General features: G+C 58.6%; 10 protein-coding genes. 4 read left to right on the forward strand and 6 right to left on the reverse strand.

The features are described from left to right. Positions 1-12: 12 nt before the first annotated feature. From nodC to NKI69_RS06080, 3 genes are read right to left on the reverse strand one after another with little or no spacing between them, the layout of a single operon-like run. The gene (gene nodC, locus NKI69_RS06070; protein ID WP_352720451.1) at positions 13-1371 is read right to left on the reverse strand and encodes a chitooligosaccharide synthase NodC; all 1359 of its coding nucleotides are present in this window, start codon (positions 1369-1371) and stop codon (positions 13-15) included. A gap of 14 nt (positions 1372-1385) precedes the next feature. Then, the gene (gene nodB / locus NKI69_RS06075) at positions 1386-2045 is read right to left on the reverse strand and encodes a chitooligosaccharide deacetylase NodB (RefSeq protein ID WP_352720453.1); all 660 of its coding nucleotides are present in this window, start codon (positions 2043-2045) and stop codon (positions 1386-1388) included. Then, a complete protein-coding gene (locus NKI69_RS06080; RefSeq protein ID WP_023736281.1) occupies positions 2042-2635 on the reverse strand; it encodes a NodA family N-acyltransferase in 594 nt (197 codons plus the stop codon). The genes nodB and NKI69_RS06080 overlap by 4 nt, the downstream gene beginning before the upstream one ends. A gap of 238 nt (positions 2636-2873) precedes the next feature. Here NKI69_RS06080 and NKI69_RS06085 point away from each other — a divergent pair, with 238 nt between their 5' ends. Then, a complete protein-coding gene (locus tag NKI69_RS06085) occupies positions 2874-3896 on the forward strand; it encodes a LysR family transcriptional regulator (protein WP_352720455.1) in 1023 nt (340 codons plus the stop codon). A gap of 473 nt (positions 3897-4369) precedes the next feature. Here NKI69_RS06085 and NKI69_RS06090 read toward each other — a convergent pair whose 3' ends face one another. Together NKI69_RS06090 and NKI69_RS06095 are read right to left on the reverse strand one after the other, a co-directional pair. Further along, on the reverse strand, positions 4370-5401 hold the full coding sequence (locus NKI69_RS06090) for a LacI family DNA-binding transcriptional regulator (protein ID WP_023736284.1): 1032 nt from the start codon (positions 5399-5401) through the stop codon (positions 4370-4372). A gap of 305 nt (positions 5402-5706) precedes the next feature. Further along, a complete protein-coding gene (locus NKI69_RS06095; protein ID WP_352720457.1) occupies positions 5707-7035 on the reverse strand; it encodes a dicarboxylate/amino acid:cation symporter in 1329 nt (442 codons plus the stop codon). 1282 nt (positions 7036-8317) lie between these two features. Between NKI69_RS06095 and nifA the strand changes: the two genes are divergently transcribed. The 3 genes from nifA to NKI69_RS06110 all read left to right on the forward strand — a co-directional run bounded on the left by nifA (position 8318) and on the right by NKI69_RS06110 (position 12561). Beyond that, positions 8318-10084, forward strand: a complete 1767-nt coding sequence (gene nifA / locus NKI69_RS06100) for a nif-specific transcriptional activator NifA (protein WP_352720459.1) — start codon at positions 8318-8320, stop codon at positions 10082-10084. Positions 10085-10291: 207 nt separating this feature from the next. Beyond that, entirely contained in the window at positions 10292-11431 is a 1140-nt protein-coding gene (gene hisC / locus NKI69_RS06105; RefSeq protein WP_352720461.1) for a histidinol-phosphate transaminase, read from the forward strand. Positions 11432-11520: 89 nt separating this feature from the next. Beyond that, positions 11521-12561 carry an LLM class flavin-dependent oxidoreductase gene (locus NKI69_RS06110; protein WP_352569645.1) on the forward strand — a complete coding sequence of 347 codons (1041 nt, stop codon included), beginning with the start codon at positions 11521-11523 and terminating at the stop codon, positions 12559-12561. A 599-nt stretch (positions 12562-13160) separates the two neighbouring features. Here NKI69_RS06110 and NKI69_RS06115 read toward each other — a convergent pair. After that, the gene (locus NKI69_RS06115) at positions 13161-15053 is read right to left on the reverse strand and encodes an ABC transporter ATP-binding protein (RefSeq protein ID WP_352554110.1); all 1893 of its coding nucleotides are present in this window, start codon (positions 15051-15053) and stop codon (positions 13161-13163) included. Positions 15054-15074 lie beyond the last annotated feature (21 nt).

The following is a 15074-nucleotide window of genomic DNA, read 5'->3' on the forward strand; positions in this document are numbered from 1 at the left end:
GGTAATTAGCGATCACTCGTCGCCGCAAATGTTGCCCGACAGCACTAATTCCGAAGAATCCCGCGCAAGATTGAGCCTGCGAAGCGGAGCCGCATGCGGCGAGAATTCTGCCCTGCTGGAACCAGTGATCGGAGTTTGGGTGGGGGCCTGTTTTCCCCCAGTGTTCGATGTAGCGACAGCAGAGCCTCGCGACAGCCAATCGCTATTGCTCAATGTACACAGCGCGTAGGCTTTCAACGGAAGCAAGAGAAAGATGTTGATGAACGTGTGCAGCGAAAAGCCCAGAAATCGAAACTGTCGGGCACGAAATGCTACCACGCTGCATCGGAGCATGGTCATGGACACAATCATCAGTCCTGTCCACCAAGGCACAGAGCCTGTCAGTGCGAAATGTGCGAGGCCCGTTAATACCGATACGGCGAGGAGTAGCGCGCCGAGATTCTGTCCGACCACGTCCAACGTGAGATAGCTATTCAGGCTGGGCAGCAAGCGCAGCCCAAGCAGCGTGTCCCGGAATGTGCTTCGTGCCCAACGGAGTTGTTGGCGCAGATACGGTCCTAGTCTGTTCGGGACGACTGTGGCCGCGATGGCGCTCGGAACGTACTCGGTTCGAAAGCCTGCTTTCAGCATCAGGATAGTAAGATGGCGATCCTCACCGAAGTCGCTTGGCTTGCCCCGAAAAAACTGCGACTCATACTGGTCCAGTAACAAAAGGAGCGCAGACCGGCGGTACATGGCACATGGGCCGCAACAGCACATAACGGCACCGAAGCGAGCCTGCGCCGCGCGCTCCTCGTTGCAAGCCAGCCAGTACTCCATGTCTATCAGCCTGGTCAGCCAGCTCTCGGTCCGGTTACTGGCCGTCAACTGACCCATGACTGCGCCGACCGCTGAATCTCGCATTTTCGGTACAAGCTTGGCAATGACGTCGGACGCGAGTAACGTGTCTGAATCAACGTTAAGCACCAGATCCCCTGATGAGCGGCGTATCGCGGCGATCTGCGCCTTGCGCTTTCCAACATTCTCGGGAAGCAAAATGATGTCGAACCTGGGGTCGCGCGCGTAGGCTTCGTGGACAGTTCCTAAGGCTTCGCGATTTCCAGAACCGTCATCAACCACATAGACCCGAAGTCTTCCGGCGTATTCTTGGTCGGCAATGGAAGCCAGGCACTCTGAAAGCGTGCGCGGATCCTCGTTGAAGCAGGGGACGATGACATCCACGCTGGGCAGTTGATCGGAGCCGACGAGAACCTCCAACGCCGATGAGTCGTTTGTCGGCAGAGCATAAATCCCCTGCATGCTCTTATAAGCAGTCGAGAGCAGCGCATAAAGCGATATGGCCACAGTGCTGGTTGTACCAAGAAGAGTCATGGGATCTCGTTTGTTCAGTGATGTTGAGGAAGTGAGCGGATTACAAATCCGCGCTCACGCAATGCTGGAATCAGCCGGGACAACGCCGTGACCGTCTGGTCGCGCAGACCGGCGTGAGCGCCCTGGCTTAACTCGCCGGGAGGGCATCCGTCGTGCAAGAGTACGATTGCGCCCGGCCGGACAGAGGCGAGCACTTTATCGATAATCGCGTCGACCCCAGGGCGAGACCAATCTCGAGGGTCGACGGACCAATGGAGGGCCGCCAGCCCGGCGATCTGTGAGGCTGTGAAGACTTCTTCGCTCCAGGCGCCGTAGGGCGCGCGAACATAGCGCACCGAGGCCTGCGGGCACGCTCTCATGATGGCGTCGTTCGCTTCAAAGACCTCACGTTGCACTTCGCCGAAACCGCATTGGTACAGATCCGGATGAGACATCGTGTGGTTGCCTACCTCGTGCCCTTCTGCGACCATCCGTTGGATTAGATCTGGGTGCTCTAAGGCGTAGGCGCCGATGACGAAGAAAGTCGCCGGCACCCGCTGCTCTGCCAGCAGATCGAGAATCTCCGGTGTGAAAAGTCGATTGGGACCGTCGTCAAACGTCAGATAAACGCTGCGACGGCCGGTGCCGTCAGAGCACTCACGGCGCACTTCGTACAAGCAATCGGGACGGCTCATAGCTCTGGTCCGTTCCGATCTATCATCGTGCCCGTGGGCCATTCGCTGATCGGCCGTCCAACCGGCAGAACAATGGTGAGTGCGTCATCGATGCGTGTGGGCGGCAGGTCGAGGCGGGCCTCTGGTCGGGTCGAGCGCACGCGAATTCCCGACAAAACGGCCAAAGGCCTGTATCGCCGCCCGAACCTCTCAACATGATTCCGCAGCGCGTCCCGGACCGTTCCGAAAGCGAATGGAACGCCAAGCTCCTGCAGTATTGGAAGCATGACATGGATTGAATGCGCGATTCCGAGACCCTCAAGGTCCGGGCGTACCCCGTACAGGCCCAGCTCAGCCACCAACAGGTCGACCGCGTCAACCTTGATGAAACGGCGCAGTATGCCCATGTGAGCCGCTACACCACTTGAATCATAGGCGATCACGCGGAGTTCAGGCCTGGCTCCGGCCCAGCTTCGACTACCTTCGAACGGTTCTGCGTTGGACGCCCCAGTCGGCCCGTACGTATCACGAAAGAACTCGGCGAGCTCAACGTGATCGGAGAGCTGCAACTCGTTTTCCCAGCACAACTTCCACTGCACCTGGTGGCGCATTCAGGACCTCTCTTCATATTAGTTTTTTGCGGCCGCATTACCCGACCAAAGCGGCGCTGTTGGCTGCATTCAGTCGTTGTCGTTGGCGAAGGTGAGCCAGACGCTCTCTCGAAGTTCCGGCCCGTGTCGTCGATTTGAGCTTGACGTCGCTCATTAACGTTCCTCTAATGCATGGCTCGTAAATTCGTAAAATTGATTGTTTGAATGATACGCATCCACACGTTGGATAGAACATGACATGCGTTTCAAGGGACTCGATCTAAATCTCCTCGTTGTGCTGGACGCTCTGATGAGGGAGCGTAAAGTCACTGCCGCGGCTCGCAGTATCAACCTGAGCCAGCCGGCCATGAGCGCCGCCGTCGGTCGGTTACGCGCCTATTTCAACGATGAGCTATTTACGATGAACGGCCGCGAGCTCCTTTTGACACCGCGCGCCGACGGGCTCGCCCCAGCAGTCCGGGAGGCATTGCTGCACATCCAGCTGTCGATTATTTCCTCCGACGCTTTCAACCCGGCCCAATCGGATCGTCTCTTCCGAATGATGCTTTCCGATTACATCACGCTCGTATTTTTTAAGAAGATCGTAGAGCGTGCTGCGCGGGAAGCTCCCGCCGTTCGCTTTGAATGTCTGCCTATTTGCGACGACCCCGAGGAGCTTCTCCGGCGCGGCGACCTTGATTTTCTGATTATGCCGGAAGTGTTCATGTCGAAACATCCTCGCGCAGCCCTGTTCGAAGATATGCTCGTATGCGTAGGCTGCGGCACGAACAAGCAGCTGTCAGAGCCACTTACATTCGAGCGATACATGTCCATGGGGCATGTCGTGCTCAAATTCAGGCACACCCGGCAGCCCACCATGGAGGAATGGTATTTGCTCGAGCACGGTTTCGAGAGACGTGTCGAGGTCGTCGTACAGGGCTTTAGCCTGATCGCGCCCTTCCTGTCAGGCACCAACCGCATCGGGACCATGCCGTTGCGGCTGGCGCAGCATTTCGCAAAAACAACACCCCTCCGGATTGTCCAACTTCCGCCGCCACTTCCTGCCGCATTCATGGAGGCCGTCCAATGGCCTGAGCTTCACAATACTGATCCGGCAAGCATGTGGATGCGGGAAATGTTGTTGCAGGAGGCATCTTGCCTGGCGCCTTTGCCTGAAATCATTGAGCGTGTCGGGCACGCCGATCCGACCTTGCGGTTGTTGGTACCGACTGCCACCGCGATTTCGCGTGCGAAGTCCCGGAAGATGTTAAGCCCCACTTAAACACCGGGCCTTTGACCAGCAGAGCGGCGCAGTTGCTTGTCAAGTATGAGGGCCAGGAACGAGCAGAACACACGCCCGGGGTTGCTACTGAATGACTGCCGCCTCCGATTTTGCTTGCGGAGGTCCCAGAAGATGCTCAGCCCCACTTAAATGCCAACGTCGCAGGCCTTGCCGCGGCTTTTCACGCGCGGCCAGGCGAGGAGATGGCGCCGATCCAATCTGTGCCAGCCTCGCTCGGCTACTGGCGTTGACGACAGTGCCCTGCACCGAGAAAGTCGGGCACTTGGCAATGAAGCCGGTGGAGCTTGACGCTGCGGACCCAGGCAATTGACCCCGCGCTTCTGCCTGAACGCGTGGCCGATCCGTTCATCTAATCGGCGCTTCATCCTGCCCGGCTGAGGCCCGTGGGTGCGGCCACCCCGCGGGATGGGATCATCATTCAACTCCCCGACTTACGACAGAGTCCATGAGTTTCATATATTTTCCGGCAGATGGATGTCGAACGGGAGAAATGTCTGTCCGGGCGTTTCAGCGGTGCCGGTCTCGATAGCCCGCGTCATCAGCGTTATCAGCTCCCGGCAAAGTCGGCGCATTGGCGTGGCGACCGCCATCGTGACGATATTATCTGCGAGCGCCGCCCGAGACTCCGGTGTGATTTCATTCACGATCGCGACGAGATCGCGACTTTTGCCCTCTTCTCGGAGCGCGGAGATGGCGCCCTCCATGCCGCCGCCGGCGACATAGAAGCCGACGAGCTCGGGCTCTCGCTGCATGAGATCAAGCGTTGCCTCGTAGGTGATCTGCCGTTTCTCGAGGTTCATGACAGGATCCAGCACCTCGAACGTGGGCGCGTTCTCACGGCAATAGGAGCGAAAGCCGACGTCACGGAGCTCGTGCCCCTGGAAACGATGGCTGCCGACAAAAACCGCCACTTTGCCGGGCCGTTTTGCGACCTTCGACACCATCCAAGCGGCCGTGCGCCCCACCTTGCGGTTGTTAAGGCCGATATACCCCTGTCGCACGCCGGCGGCGAAGTCGGAAAGCAGCGAGAAAACCGGAATGCCTTTGGCCTTGAGGTCCTCAACCGCTGCTGTAATTTTCGGGTGGTCCGGTGCCACCATCGCGATCGCATGGCAGCGTGCGCCCAAATCCTTGAGCCGCGCGATCAGGTCGCTCGGCATATGTGACGGGGCGAATTCGACGAGCGGAATGCCGTGGAAGGACTGGGCCAAATTGACCGATGCTTCGACCTCGCGTGCAAAATCTTGGTAGAAATGCTGGGCCGGTTTTCTCAAGATGAAGCCCAGACGGTAGTGCGGTAGGTCTCGCCGTAAGCGCTGCTTGATTAGCCCGGCAGCATGATAGCCGATCGCGTGGGCGGCGTCGTGGACCCGCCGCGCGGTCTCCTCGCGCACCGGATGGCGGGCGTTCAGAACCCGATCGATCGTTGCTACGCTGACTCGGGCTTCGCGGGCGAGATCGGCAATTGTGGGGCGCTTGGTCATAGGTCCCTATTCTGATCGGTTTTTGACGCGGGCCGGCTCTCTGTCGCCTAACGCGTTTCGGTTTCGGGTGGCAAAGTGAAAACGTCCCATACGAATGGCCAACAGCGTGTTGGACGAACATCATTCCAGACGTAAACCGGCCGGGTATACTGAAAGGCTCATTCGCTTAAAGGGCGGTGACGGTTTGCACTCACACATTTAGCGCTTCGGCTACATGGTCCGTGAGGAGCCGTTTAGAGGCTGCGGGTCGGTCGTTCAGTTCATGTGACCAGCTAGGCGACTTAACAGGTCGTGGGCCGCCCACCTTACTTGGAGGAGGGTAGCCGGTTTGATGCCTCGGCAAGCTGATGACCGCAGAAGGCGGCTTTCATCTGTGCTCGGTCCAATTCTCCTTCCCAGCGGGCGACGACGAGGGATGCCACTGCGTTGCCGACGCAATTCGTCAGCGCCCGGCATTCGGACATGAAGCGGTCGATGCCGAGTATCAGTGCCATCCCAGCAACGGGAACACTCGGAACTACGGCGAGCGTAGCCGCCAGGGTGATGAAGCCCGCGCCTGTGACACCTGCAGCGCCCTTGGAGGAAAGCATTGCTACGAGCAGCAGCAGCACCTGATCGCCGATGGACAGATCCGTGTTCGTCGCCTGCGCGATGAAGAGGGCCGCCAGCGTCATATAGATATTCGTGCCGTCCAGATTGAATGAGTATCCGGCCGGGATGACGAGACCCACAACCGAACGCCTGGCGCCCGCCTTCTCCATTTTCTGCATCAGCGAAGGGAGCGCCGCCTCCGAGGAGGACGTTGCGAGGACAAGCAGCAGCTCTTCCTTGATGTAGCGAATGAGAGAACAGATCGAGAAGCCGTTGTAGCGACAGACCGCGCCGAGAACCCCGAACACGAAGAGGAAGGCGGTGAAATAGAACGTCGCGACCAGCATCGCGAGGTTGACCACCGAACCGATGCCATATCTGCCGATGGTGAAGGCCATTGCGCCAAAAGCGCCGATTGGCGCGGCCTTCATCAGAATTCCAACGAGCTTGAAGACAGGCGCGATGAGCGCCTGAAGGAAGCAAACGACAGGCTTGCCCGGCTCGCCGGCCATCGCAAGCGCCATGCCGAACAGAACCGAGAAGAATAGCACCTGCAGGATGTCGCCTTCCGCGAAGGCACCGACGATCGTTGGCGGGATGATGTTCATCAGGAAGCCGGTGACCGACTGCTCGCTGGCTTTTGCGGCATAGGTATTCACGGCCTGGACATCGAGCGAGGCCGGATCAATGTTGAGGCCGGCGCCAGGCTGGACGACATTGGCGACGATGAGGCCGACGATCAGCGCGAGTGTCGAGAAGGTGAGGAAATAGACCATCGCTTTACCGGCGACCCGGCCGACCTTATGAAGATCGTTCATGCCGGCAATGCCGGTGGCAATTGTCAGGAAGATGACAGGCGCGATGATCATCTTGACCAGCTTGATGAAGGCATCACCCAGCGGCTTCAGGCTCTCGCCGGTCTCCGGATAAAAATAGCCAATTGCGACGCCGAGCGCGATGGCGGCAAGCACCTGGGCGTAGAGCTTGGTGTAGAAGGGTTTGCGGGGCGCGGGACTCGCGCCGCGGACTTGTGCAACTGACACTGGTTCTCTCTCCCTGACCGGATCGAGGTGGCGTGACTTCTCCCGGGCTTCTCCCTATCGCGGCGCTCCGGTCGAACGCTGCACCAACGCCGCCGCAATACCCATGCCAGATGAATCCGCATGACCTGAACTGAGGTGGGCTCGCCAATGATGGAGGAATGATGCGGTGTCAGACCAGCGGGATAGGCCGCGGTCCGGCACGCCCTTGATGTCTCTGGCAGAGTGCTGCCGGTCGATCCCTCTGGCTAGCGGTTTGCTGCACAGAGCGTGGTGGGTTCCTCGTTTTAGCCGGCTTTGGACCGGGCCGCATCGCTGGCGCCAGCGCGTACCAAATAGGTCGCCTGTTCATAAGCCCGTCCAGATGACAGGCTAACTTACCCCTGTTCGGAAGCGCTGTGACAGGCGAGTTCCTCTCGCCGGAACGCCTGCGCCACATGACGAAATCCGTTGGTCTAGAGGAGGCCGAGAGCTTCGCTTTCCCTGACTAGCCGTGGCACCCATGATGGAATGAATGCGCTGGCACAAGGCGGGAACGAGGAGGGTCCAGCACGACCCGTTGATGTTCACTGACAGAGTGCTGCCGGTCGATCCCTCTGGCTGGCGGTTCATCGGTGGCATCAGAGCCGAGAATGGCTGTGCTCTTTGCAGCGCTCCCGCTGCATGAAAGCCACGTCGAGACGTAGAGATTGACGCCGTTGGCGCTGACCACGACGATGCGATCTGGAAATTGCGAGCACCGCCTACCAAGCCGTACTCGACGCCAGCTTCGCGCCTTCACACGCGACACCGCCGCCGCATGGTCAACTCGAGCAAAATGGCGGTTGCCGCAAACGACCAGTGCCGTTGGCGGTTATTATCACTTCCGCCCCTCCTTCGCGGGCGCTGGTGAATGGCACGGCCCGGCTTTTACACTCGGCGCGGTCAGCCGCTCGGGCACCGCATCGCCGGCGCAAGTATTTCCGTCGTTCAACGGCAAAAACAGAATTGATGAATTCTATCATATGCCGCGAGGTTTCCTTTCACGAATGAAAGAAAGCTCGATTGACTATCCCGCCTCGCTCCAGTCTGTTGAAAACAACGTGTGGTTGCCTTGGTGCAAGCCGAGACCATGGCCAAGCTTCGTGGAGGGGAGAGCCAAGCGATGCATCAGGGTTCGATCCGCTCTGCACTCGACCAAACGGCGGCGGCACGAGTTCACGTCGGAGTATTTTCGCGCTTGCTCGCGACGTCGCGGGCGCACATGCCGCCGGCCTACGTTTGATGGCGCGAGATCGAGGATCACATGCACCACAACATTCGCAAATCAGAACAAAATGCCAGCGAGTGCGGCATATCGCTGCCGGATGCGATAAGAGGTTGTCCAACGTCCGAGACGAATCCTGCGAATGGGGTATTGCACGAGCGCGCCCTCACCGGAATCTTCGAAATATCGAAAATACTCACCGGTCCCGCCCGGCTCGAACTCACGTTGGACAAGGTCGTTGATCTCCTGCACTCATTAGTGCAGATGCGGCACGGCATCATCACTCTCTGCGATGCCGAGGCCGGACTGGACATCACCGTGGCCAGCGACTGCGACACGAACAGCAATGAGCCCTCCCGGTCGCGCGTGCCGCGCAACGCCATCGATCAGATTGTGACGACGGACACGCCGCTCATCGCCGAGGACATAGCGATGCATCCGGCCTTCACTGCCGCTGACATCGAGGTGCTTGGGGCCTCCGACACCGTGTCGTTCATCGGCGTTCCCATTCGTGTTGATGGGAACGCCGTAGGCGCGCTGACTGTGGACAGGGCTTTGGAAAGCAGGTCAAGCTATCGGCTCGATTACGATGTCCGACTGCTCACCATGATTGCCAACATGGTGGGACAGACAGTCAAGTTGCACCGCTTCTGCGCGGGGGACCGCGAGCGACCGCCGGAGTTGGAAGATCGGCTGCAGACGAAATTTTCAGATGTTAAGCACCCTGCACCCCGGCGCAAAAAAGTTCATGTCGAGGGGATGATTGGTGACAGTCCGGCGATAAGCGCGCTGCTGGAGAAGATCGCGATCGTAGCCAAGGCAAAAACCACGGTTCTGTTGCGAGGCGAGTCCGGTACCGGGAAGGAGCTGGCTGCGAAGGCAATTCACGAGTTATCGCCGCGCGCCAAGCGGCCCTTCGTTAAACTCAATTGTGCAGCGCTCCCAGAGACAGTCCTGGAATCCGAATTGTTCGGTCATGAGAAGGGTGCCTTCACAAGCGCATTCAACTCCCGCAAGGGGCGCTTTGAGCTCGCTGACAAGGGGACGTTGTTTCTGGATGAGATTGGCGAGATCTCGGCCTCGTTCCAGGCAAAGCTACTGCGCGTGCTGCAGGAGCAGGAGTTTGAGCGCGTCGGCAGCAATCAGACCATTAAGGTCGATGTTCGCGTGATTGCCGCCACGAACAGGAACCTGGAAGAGGCGGTTGCAAGGAATGAGTTCCGCGCCGACCTATACTACCGCATCAACGTGGTTCCCTTGCTGGTACCAGCATTGCGCCAGAGGCGCAGCGATATTCCGCTGCTCGCAGCTGAGTTTCTCAAGAAGTTCAACGACGAGAACGGCTGTACGCTTACCTTCGATCCGTGTGCGATTGAAGTGCTGATGAAATGTGAGTTTCCCGGCAACATTCGCGAGCTTGAAAATTGCGTGCACCGGACAGCGATCCTGGCCGAGGGACTATCAATCGGGAGAAACGACTTTGCCTGCTCCCAAGGCCAATGCTTTGCCGAGGCGCTGTGGAAGTGCAGATCGGGCAAGGCCGCGCTGCAACCAGCGCCGATCCTGCCGGAGTCAACGAATCCGGCCACGCCGCCGGATGCGGCAGCCTGTTCGGCCGCGACCACAGTCCCGCGTGCCGGCGCAACACACCCAATTGGTGCGAGGACCCCCGACATAGAGCGCGTCATTGCTGCCATGGAAAGATGTGGCTGGGTGCAGGCAAAGGCAGCGCGCCTCCTTGGACTGACCCCGCGCCAGATTGGCTACGTGCTGAGGAAATACGGCGTCGAGATCAAGCGTATCTGAAACCGAGGAGATGAGCTGAGCTGCTTAGCGCCTTGCGGCAGCGATGCAGATCCACGTCCGCTTCCACTCGATTCATCGAGGACAGCCTGGCCGAATTCCCGTGTCTGCGTTGCGACCATCGTGTGAGAGGCAACGCTTCCATCGTCAATCCTGTCCGCCATGTTGCTCTCGTTGCGAGCCCCCTGTTGACTAAAACGGAGTTAAAATATGTCCGATGCAAAACTGCAAACTGTGCTTTCGGCTCTTCCGCCAGTGACGCGACAGTTAGATCCTCTGCCGTCCAACGGACCAGCGCCGGACGGAAATTTTGTCAAGCTGAATACGAATGAGAACCCGTTTCCGTTGCCGCCAATCATAATGCAAAGTGCAGTGGCGGCCCTCAAGTGCCAGTATCTATATCCGGATGACGATAACATCAGCTTGAGGGAAGCGGCGTCCAGCACCTATGGCGTTTCCAGGGATCAGGTCATCGCAGGCAACGGGTCGTCTGAACTGCTCGGACTCATCTACAGAGCTTTCCTCGCGCCTGGCGATAAGGTTGCGATGATGTCGCCAGGGTTTTCGTTCAACCGCAAACTTGCCATGATTCAGGGCGCCGAGTTTCTCGAAATCGGATGTCAAGCTCATTCCCTGCCAATGGAGCAATTGCTTTCCGGTCCGGCAAAAGACGCCAAGTTCATTATGTTGGCCAATCCAAACAATCCGACCGGAACATTCCTCCCGATAAGCGATATCGAACGCCTCGTAGCACAATCGGACCGCTTGGTTGTCCTTGATGAAGCCTACGTCGACTTTGCACCCGATCATGGCCTGCGCCTCATCAACCAGTATCCGAACGTTCTGATCTTGAGGTCATTCTCGAAGAGCTATGCCGCCGCCGGCATTCGCGTCGGTTTCGGTTTCGGTCACCCTGAAATTATTGGCAGGCTGCGAAACATCCAGAACGTCTTCAACATGAACGTCATCGGGCATGCCGTTGGTATCAGCGTGCTTGCGCATCGCGGCGCCTACGCAGATAACCACAAGCACATCAAGGATGAACGAGAGCGAGTGACAGTCGCGCTGTCGCAACTCGGATTTTCCGTAACGCCCTCCCGCGCAAATTTCTTGCTGGCCCGTGTGCCCGCGGGACAGGACGGCTCATGGTGGCAAGCAGCATTGGAAAGGCAAAAGATACTTGTCGCGTTTTTTCCGGACAAAGGCTTGGAACACTGCATACGCGTCAGCATCGGCACAAAAGAGCAGATGGATGCATTTCTTGCTGCCGCTGGCGACATTGCTGGAAGCTTAACGGTGCCAAGCTCCAAGGGCAGGGAAGCGTCAGGCTCTGCTTCTTCGTTACGCTGACGCTAATCGGCGATCACACACATCTCTTCCGACTTGCTTGGTCATCCCAGCAAGAGAACAGCCTGCTTTTAAAATCGGGGACTTATCGAGTGACAAACGTCTTTCCTTCAAACCTAGCGTTCGGCATCTTCGATCATCTGGACGAGGATGGCCGCGACATCGGTCGGCAGTACGAAGATCGCCTGATATTAGCAGAGGCGTGCGATCAGCTAGGGTTCTATGCCTATCATCTCGCAGAACACCACTGTACTCCCCATGGGAGAGGTCCATCGCCGAATCTGTTCTTATCGAGCGTCGCCCAGCGCACCCGGCGCTTGCGTCTCGGACCCTTGGTGATGCTGCTTGCGCTTTATCATCCGCTGCGTGCGTTCGAAGAGATCTGTATGCTGGACCAGTTGAGCGGTGGCAGGCTCGAACTGGGCATAGGGCGCGGTGCTCTCCCGATCGAATTGGGCTACTTCGGGATTGGTGCGGACGCGGTGCCGGGCCGTTATGCCGAAGCCAGCGAAATCCTCATGGAAATACTTGTTAATCCGATGAAGGTCGGCACGCTATGCTATCAAGGCCGCCATTTTGATCTCAATGACGTTCCTTTGACGCTAAGACCTCATCAGCGTCCACATCCGCCGACGTGGGTCGCTGCCAATCGACCCGAGTCCGCAGCTTGGGCGGCTGCGAATGGAACAAATATCGCGTGTGTAGGACCTTCCTCTTCTGTTCGCAAAACTACTGATGCGTTCCGCGCCTATCGAGAGGACAACGCTGGCGCGGGGGATCAGGCGCAATTTATCGGATTGCTCCGCATGGTCGTGGTTGGGCGTTGTGACACACATGCCTATTCGCTCGCGGCACCTGCTTACGAACGCTGGCTCAAGAGCTTCCAATTCCTTTACGAGCTTAACGCTATCCCCACTCCACCAAACCTGCCGCTGACCTTCGATGCGGCAGTCGAGAGTGAATTGTGCGTGGTAGGATCAGCAGAATCTGTGCGAAAAGCTCTGTTAGGTCAGTTGGAAGAGGCAGGTGCCAACTACCTGCTTTGTCAACTGGCATTTGGAAATCTGCCGCTAGATGCTTCCCTGTACACTGCGACGACCATTCAATCCGAAATCATGGCTCGATTTGGCTGACCATGAAATTCGCAGTCTGAGGTTGAATCGTTGTACAGCGCTCCTTCACATCCACGTGCTCGAGCGTGCACGTGGTGGGGACGGGCAATCGGGAGGGAGGCCAAACTGACGACGAGCCGGCGGCACAGAATACCAGGTTTGTGCGGTGGCTGGCGTCTGGGCCATCTTGTGAACCTGGATGATCCTAAGGAGATGATGGCCGAGCGCGTCACGATGCAGGCACGCGTCTGCTCTCGCGCTCGCGCTACCCGTTGCCCATTGCCCGCCGCAGAGGTTCTTCTCGCCCGGGGCGGCGTCGGTGCGGCGCCTCCAGCTTCATCAGCGGCCCGGCGGTAGCAAAGCCGCCACTCGCTACGGCGCTGTTGAGGGCGCGCTCGCGAGCGGCTTTGCTACGCCCAGCCACCACCAGGAGCGAGCTCGCCCGATGATGGGGTGCACCGCGGTCGGGATACGATGCTGGAGGAAATCGTTCGCAGCCGGTCTTCACGAACTGCGAGGAGTGCTTGTCCTTGAATGCTGCCTGCTGGCCGTCTGCGGTGCCTGAGTGGTCCGCCGACACGCCCGAAAGTCAACGCCACTACCACAAGGCCGCCAAAAAGTCAGGTCTGGGAGCCAGCTTGCACGGTGGTCTCGTGTTCGGGGATGTCGTCGAAGGAGGCATAGTTGAGATAGTAGAGTTTGGAATACAGGCCGCCCATGGCTATTAGCTCATCGTGGTTGCCAGTCGCAACAACTTGGCCATTCTGAAGCACGATGATGCGGTCGGCCCCCCGGATCGTGGCGAGGCGGTGGGCGATGACGAGGCCAGTCCGCCCTTCAAGCAGCTTGATCAGAGCCTTCTGAATCTGCAATTCCGTGTAGCTGTCGATGTTGGCGGTAGCTTCGTCGAGCACGAGGATCTTGGCGTCAGCGACGAGGGCCCGGGCGAAACTGATAAGCTGGCGCTGGCCAAGAGATAAGTTGTCGCCGCGTTCGCCAAGTTGGGTCTCATACCCGTCGGCGAGGCTCATGACGAAGTCATGCGCGCCGACCGCCGTCGCCGCCTCGATCACCTTGTCGCGCGTGGCTTCCGTCTTCTGGTATCGAATGTTCTCGAAGACCGTCCCGGTGAACAGGAATGGCTCCTGCAGCACCATGGCGACCTGGCGGCCGAGCGATTCTTGGGTGAGGTCGCGCACATCATGCCCGCCGACCAGCACCTGACCCTGCTGAACATCATAGAAGCGGTGGACCAGGGCCATCGCACTCGATTTGCCAGAACCGCTCGGTCCGACCAGTGCGACCGTCTCGCCGGGGTTGACCCTGAAGGAGACATTTTTCAGAACCGAACGGTTCGGATCGTAGCCGAATGTGACGTCCCTAAACTCAACCGAGCCGTCCATTTCGGGCGAAAGCACCTCGGCATTGGGTTTGTCCTGAACATCGATCTTGACATCGAGCACATCGGTCAGGCGCTTGCCTGAGGCCATGGCGCGCTGCATGATCGAATATTGCAGGGTGAGTGAGCGGATCGGGTCAAAGAAGCGCTGGATGTAAAACAGGTAGGCTACCAACACGCCCACATCTATACGGCTATTCACGACCATCGAGCCGCCGACCACAATAACGGCGGCCAAGGCGAGGCCCGTCAGGCCATCGACGATAGGCACCATGACCAGTGCATATCTGGCAGCGATCAGTTGGGTCCTGAGGTTGGCATGGGCCCGGTCGTCGAAAAGAATGAAATTCACCTGCTGGCGATCCATCGACTGTATGGTCCGCACGCCGTGAATGGCTTCGGCCAGCGCGCCATTGACGACTGAATTGGTTTCGTGTGCAGCCATGAAGGCGTCGCGGGCACGCGGCAGCCAGACAATGCGGACGATCACCAGGATCGGCAGAACCGACAGCGTCAGGAGGCCGAGGCGAAAGTCGAGCCACAGCATTACAAAAACGATGCCGAAGAGAAGCGCAACATCGCCTAGGGAATATACCGAGGTTTCCAGGAACTCCTGTATGGAGTTAACGTCGCCTTGCAGGCGCGACATCAGACGTCCGACCTCAGTCTTGTCCATGAACGAGAGCGAAACCTTTTGCAGATGGCCAAACATGGCGCGGCGGATGTCGAACAGGACAGTTTCGGCAATTTTCCCATCCAAGGTTTCCTGCATGTAACCGGCGGCGAAATTGACCAAAATCGCCGAAAGGAACGCGCCGACGGCCGCAAGCTGGGCTGAGCGATCGCTCGCTACCGGGTTCATGCCCTGGTCGATCGCGTAGCGGATGATCAAGGGGATGAGAAGCTGCGTCCCGGTGAAGATCAACATCGCGACAATCGTGACAAATACCTTTGCCCGATAGGGATGGACGAAGCCCCAGATCCGGCGGAGGATGCTCTTGTCGAAAGCCCGGCCGAACATCTCCTCCTCGATCCGGTGCGAGCCGACGACCGCGCGCGGAGGGCGTCTGCCGTCGTCACGTTCGGCTTCGAGTTCGCCGGGGCCCTGGTCCATCAGCGGGCGCCCCCATACTGG

Source organism: Mesorhizobium sp. M0491 (assembly GCF_040321265.1).
Classification (GTDB): domain Bacteria; phylum Pseudomonadota; class Alphaproteobacteria; order Rhizobiales; family Rhizobiaceae; genus Mesorhizobium.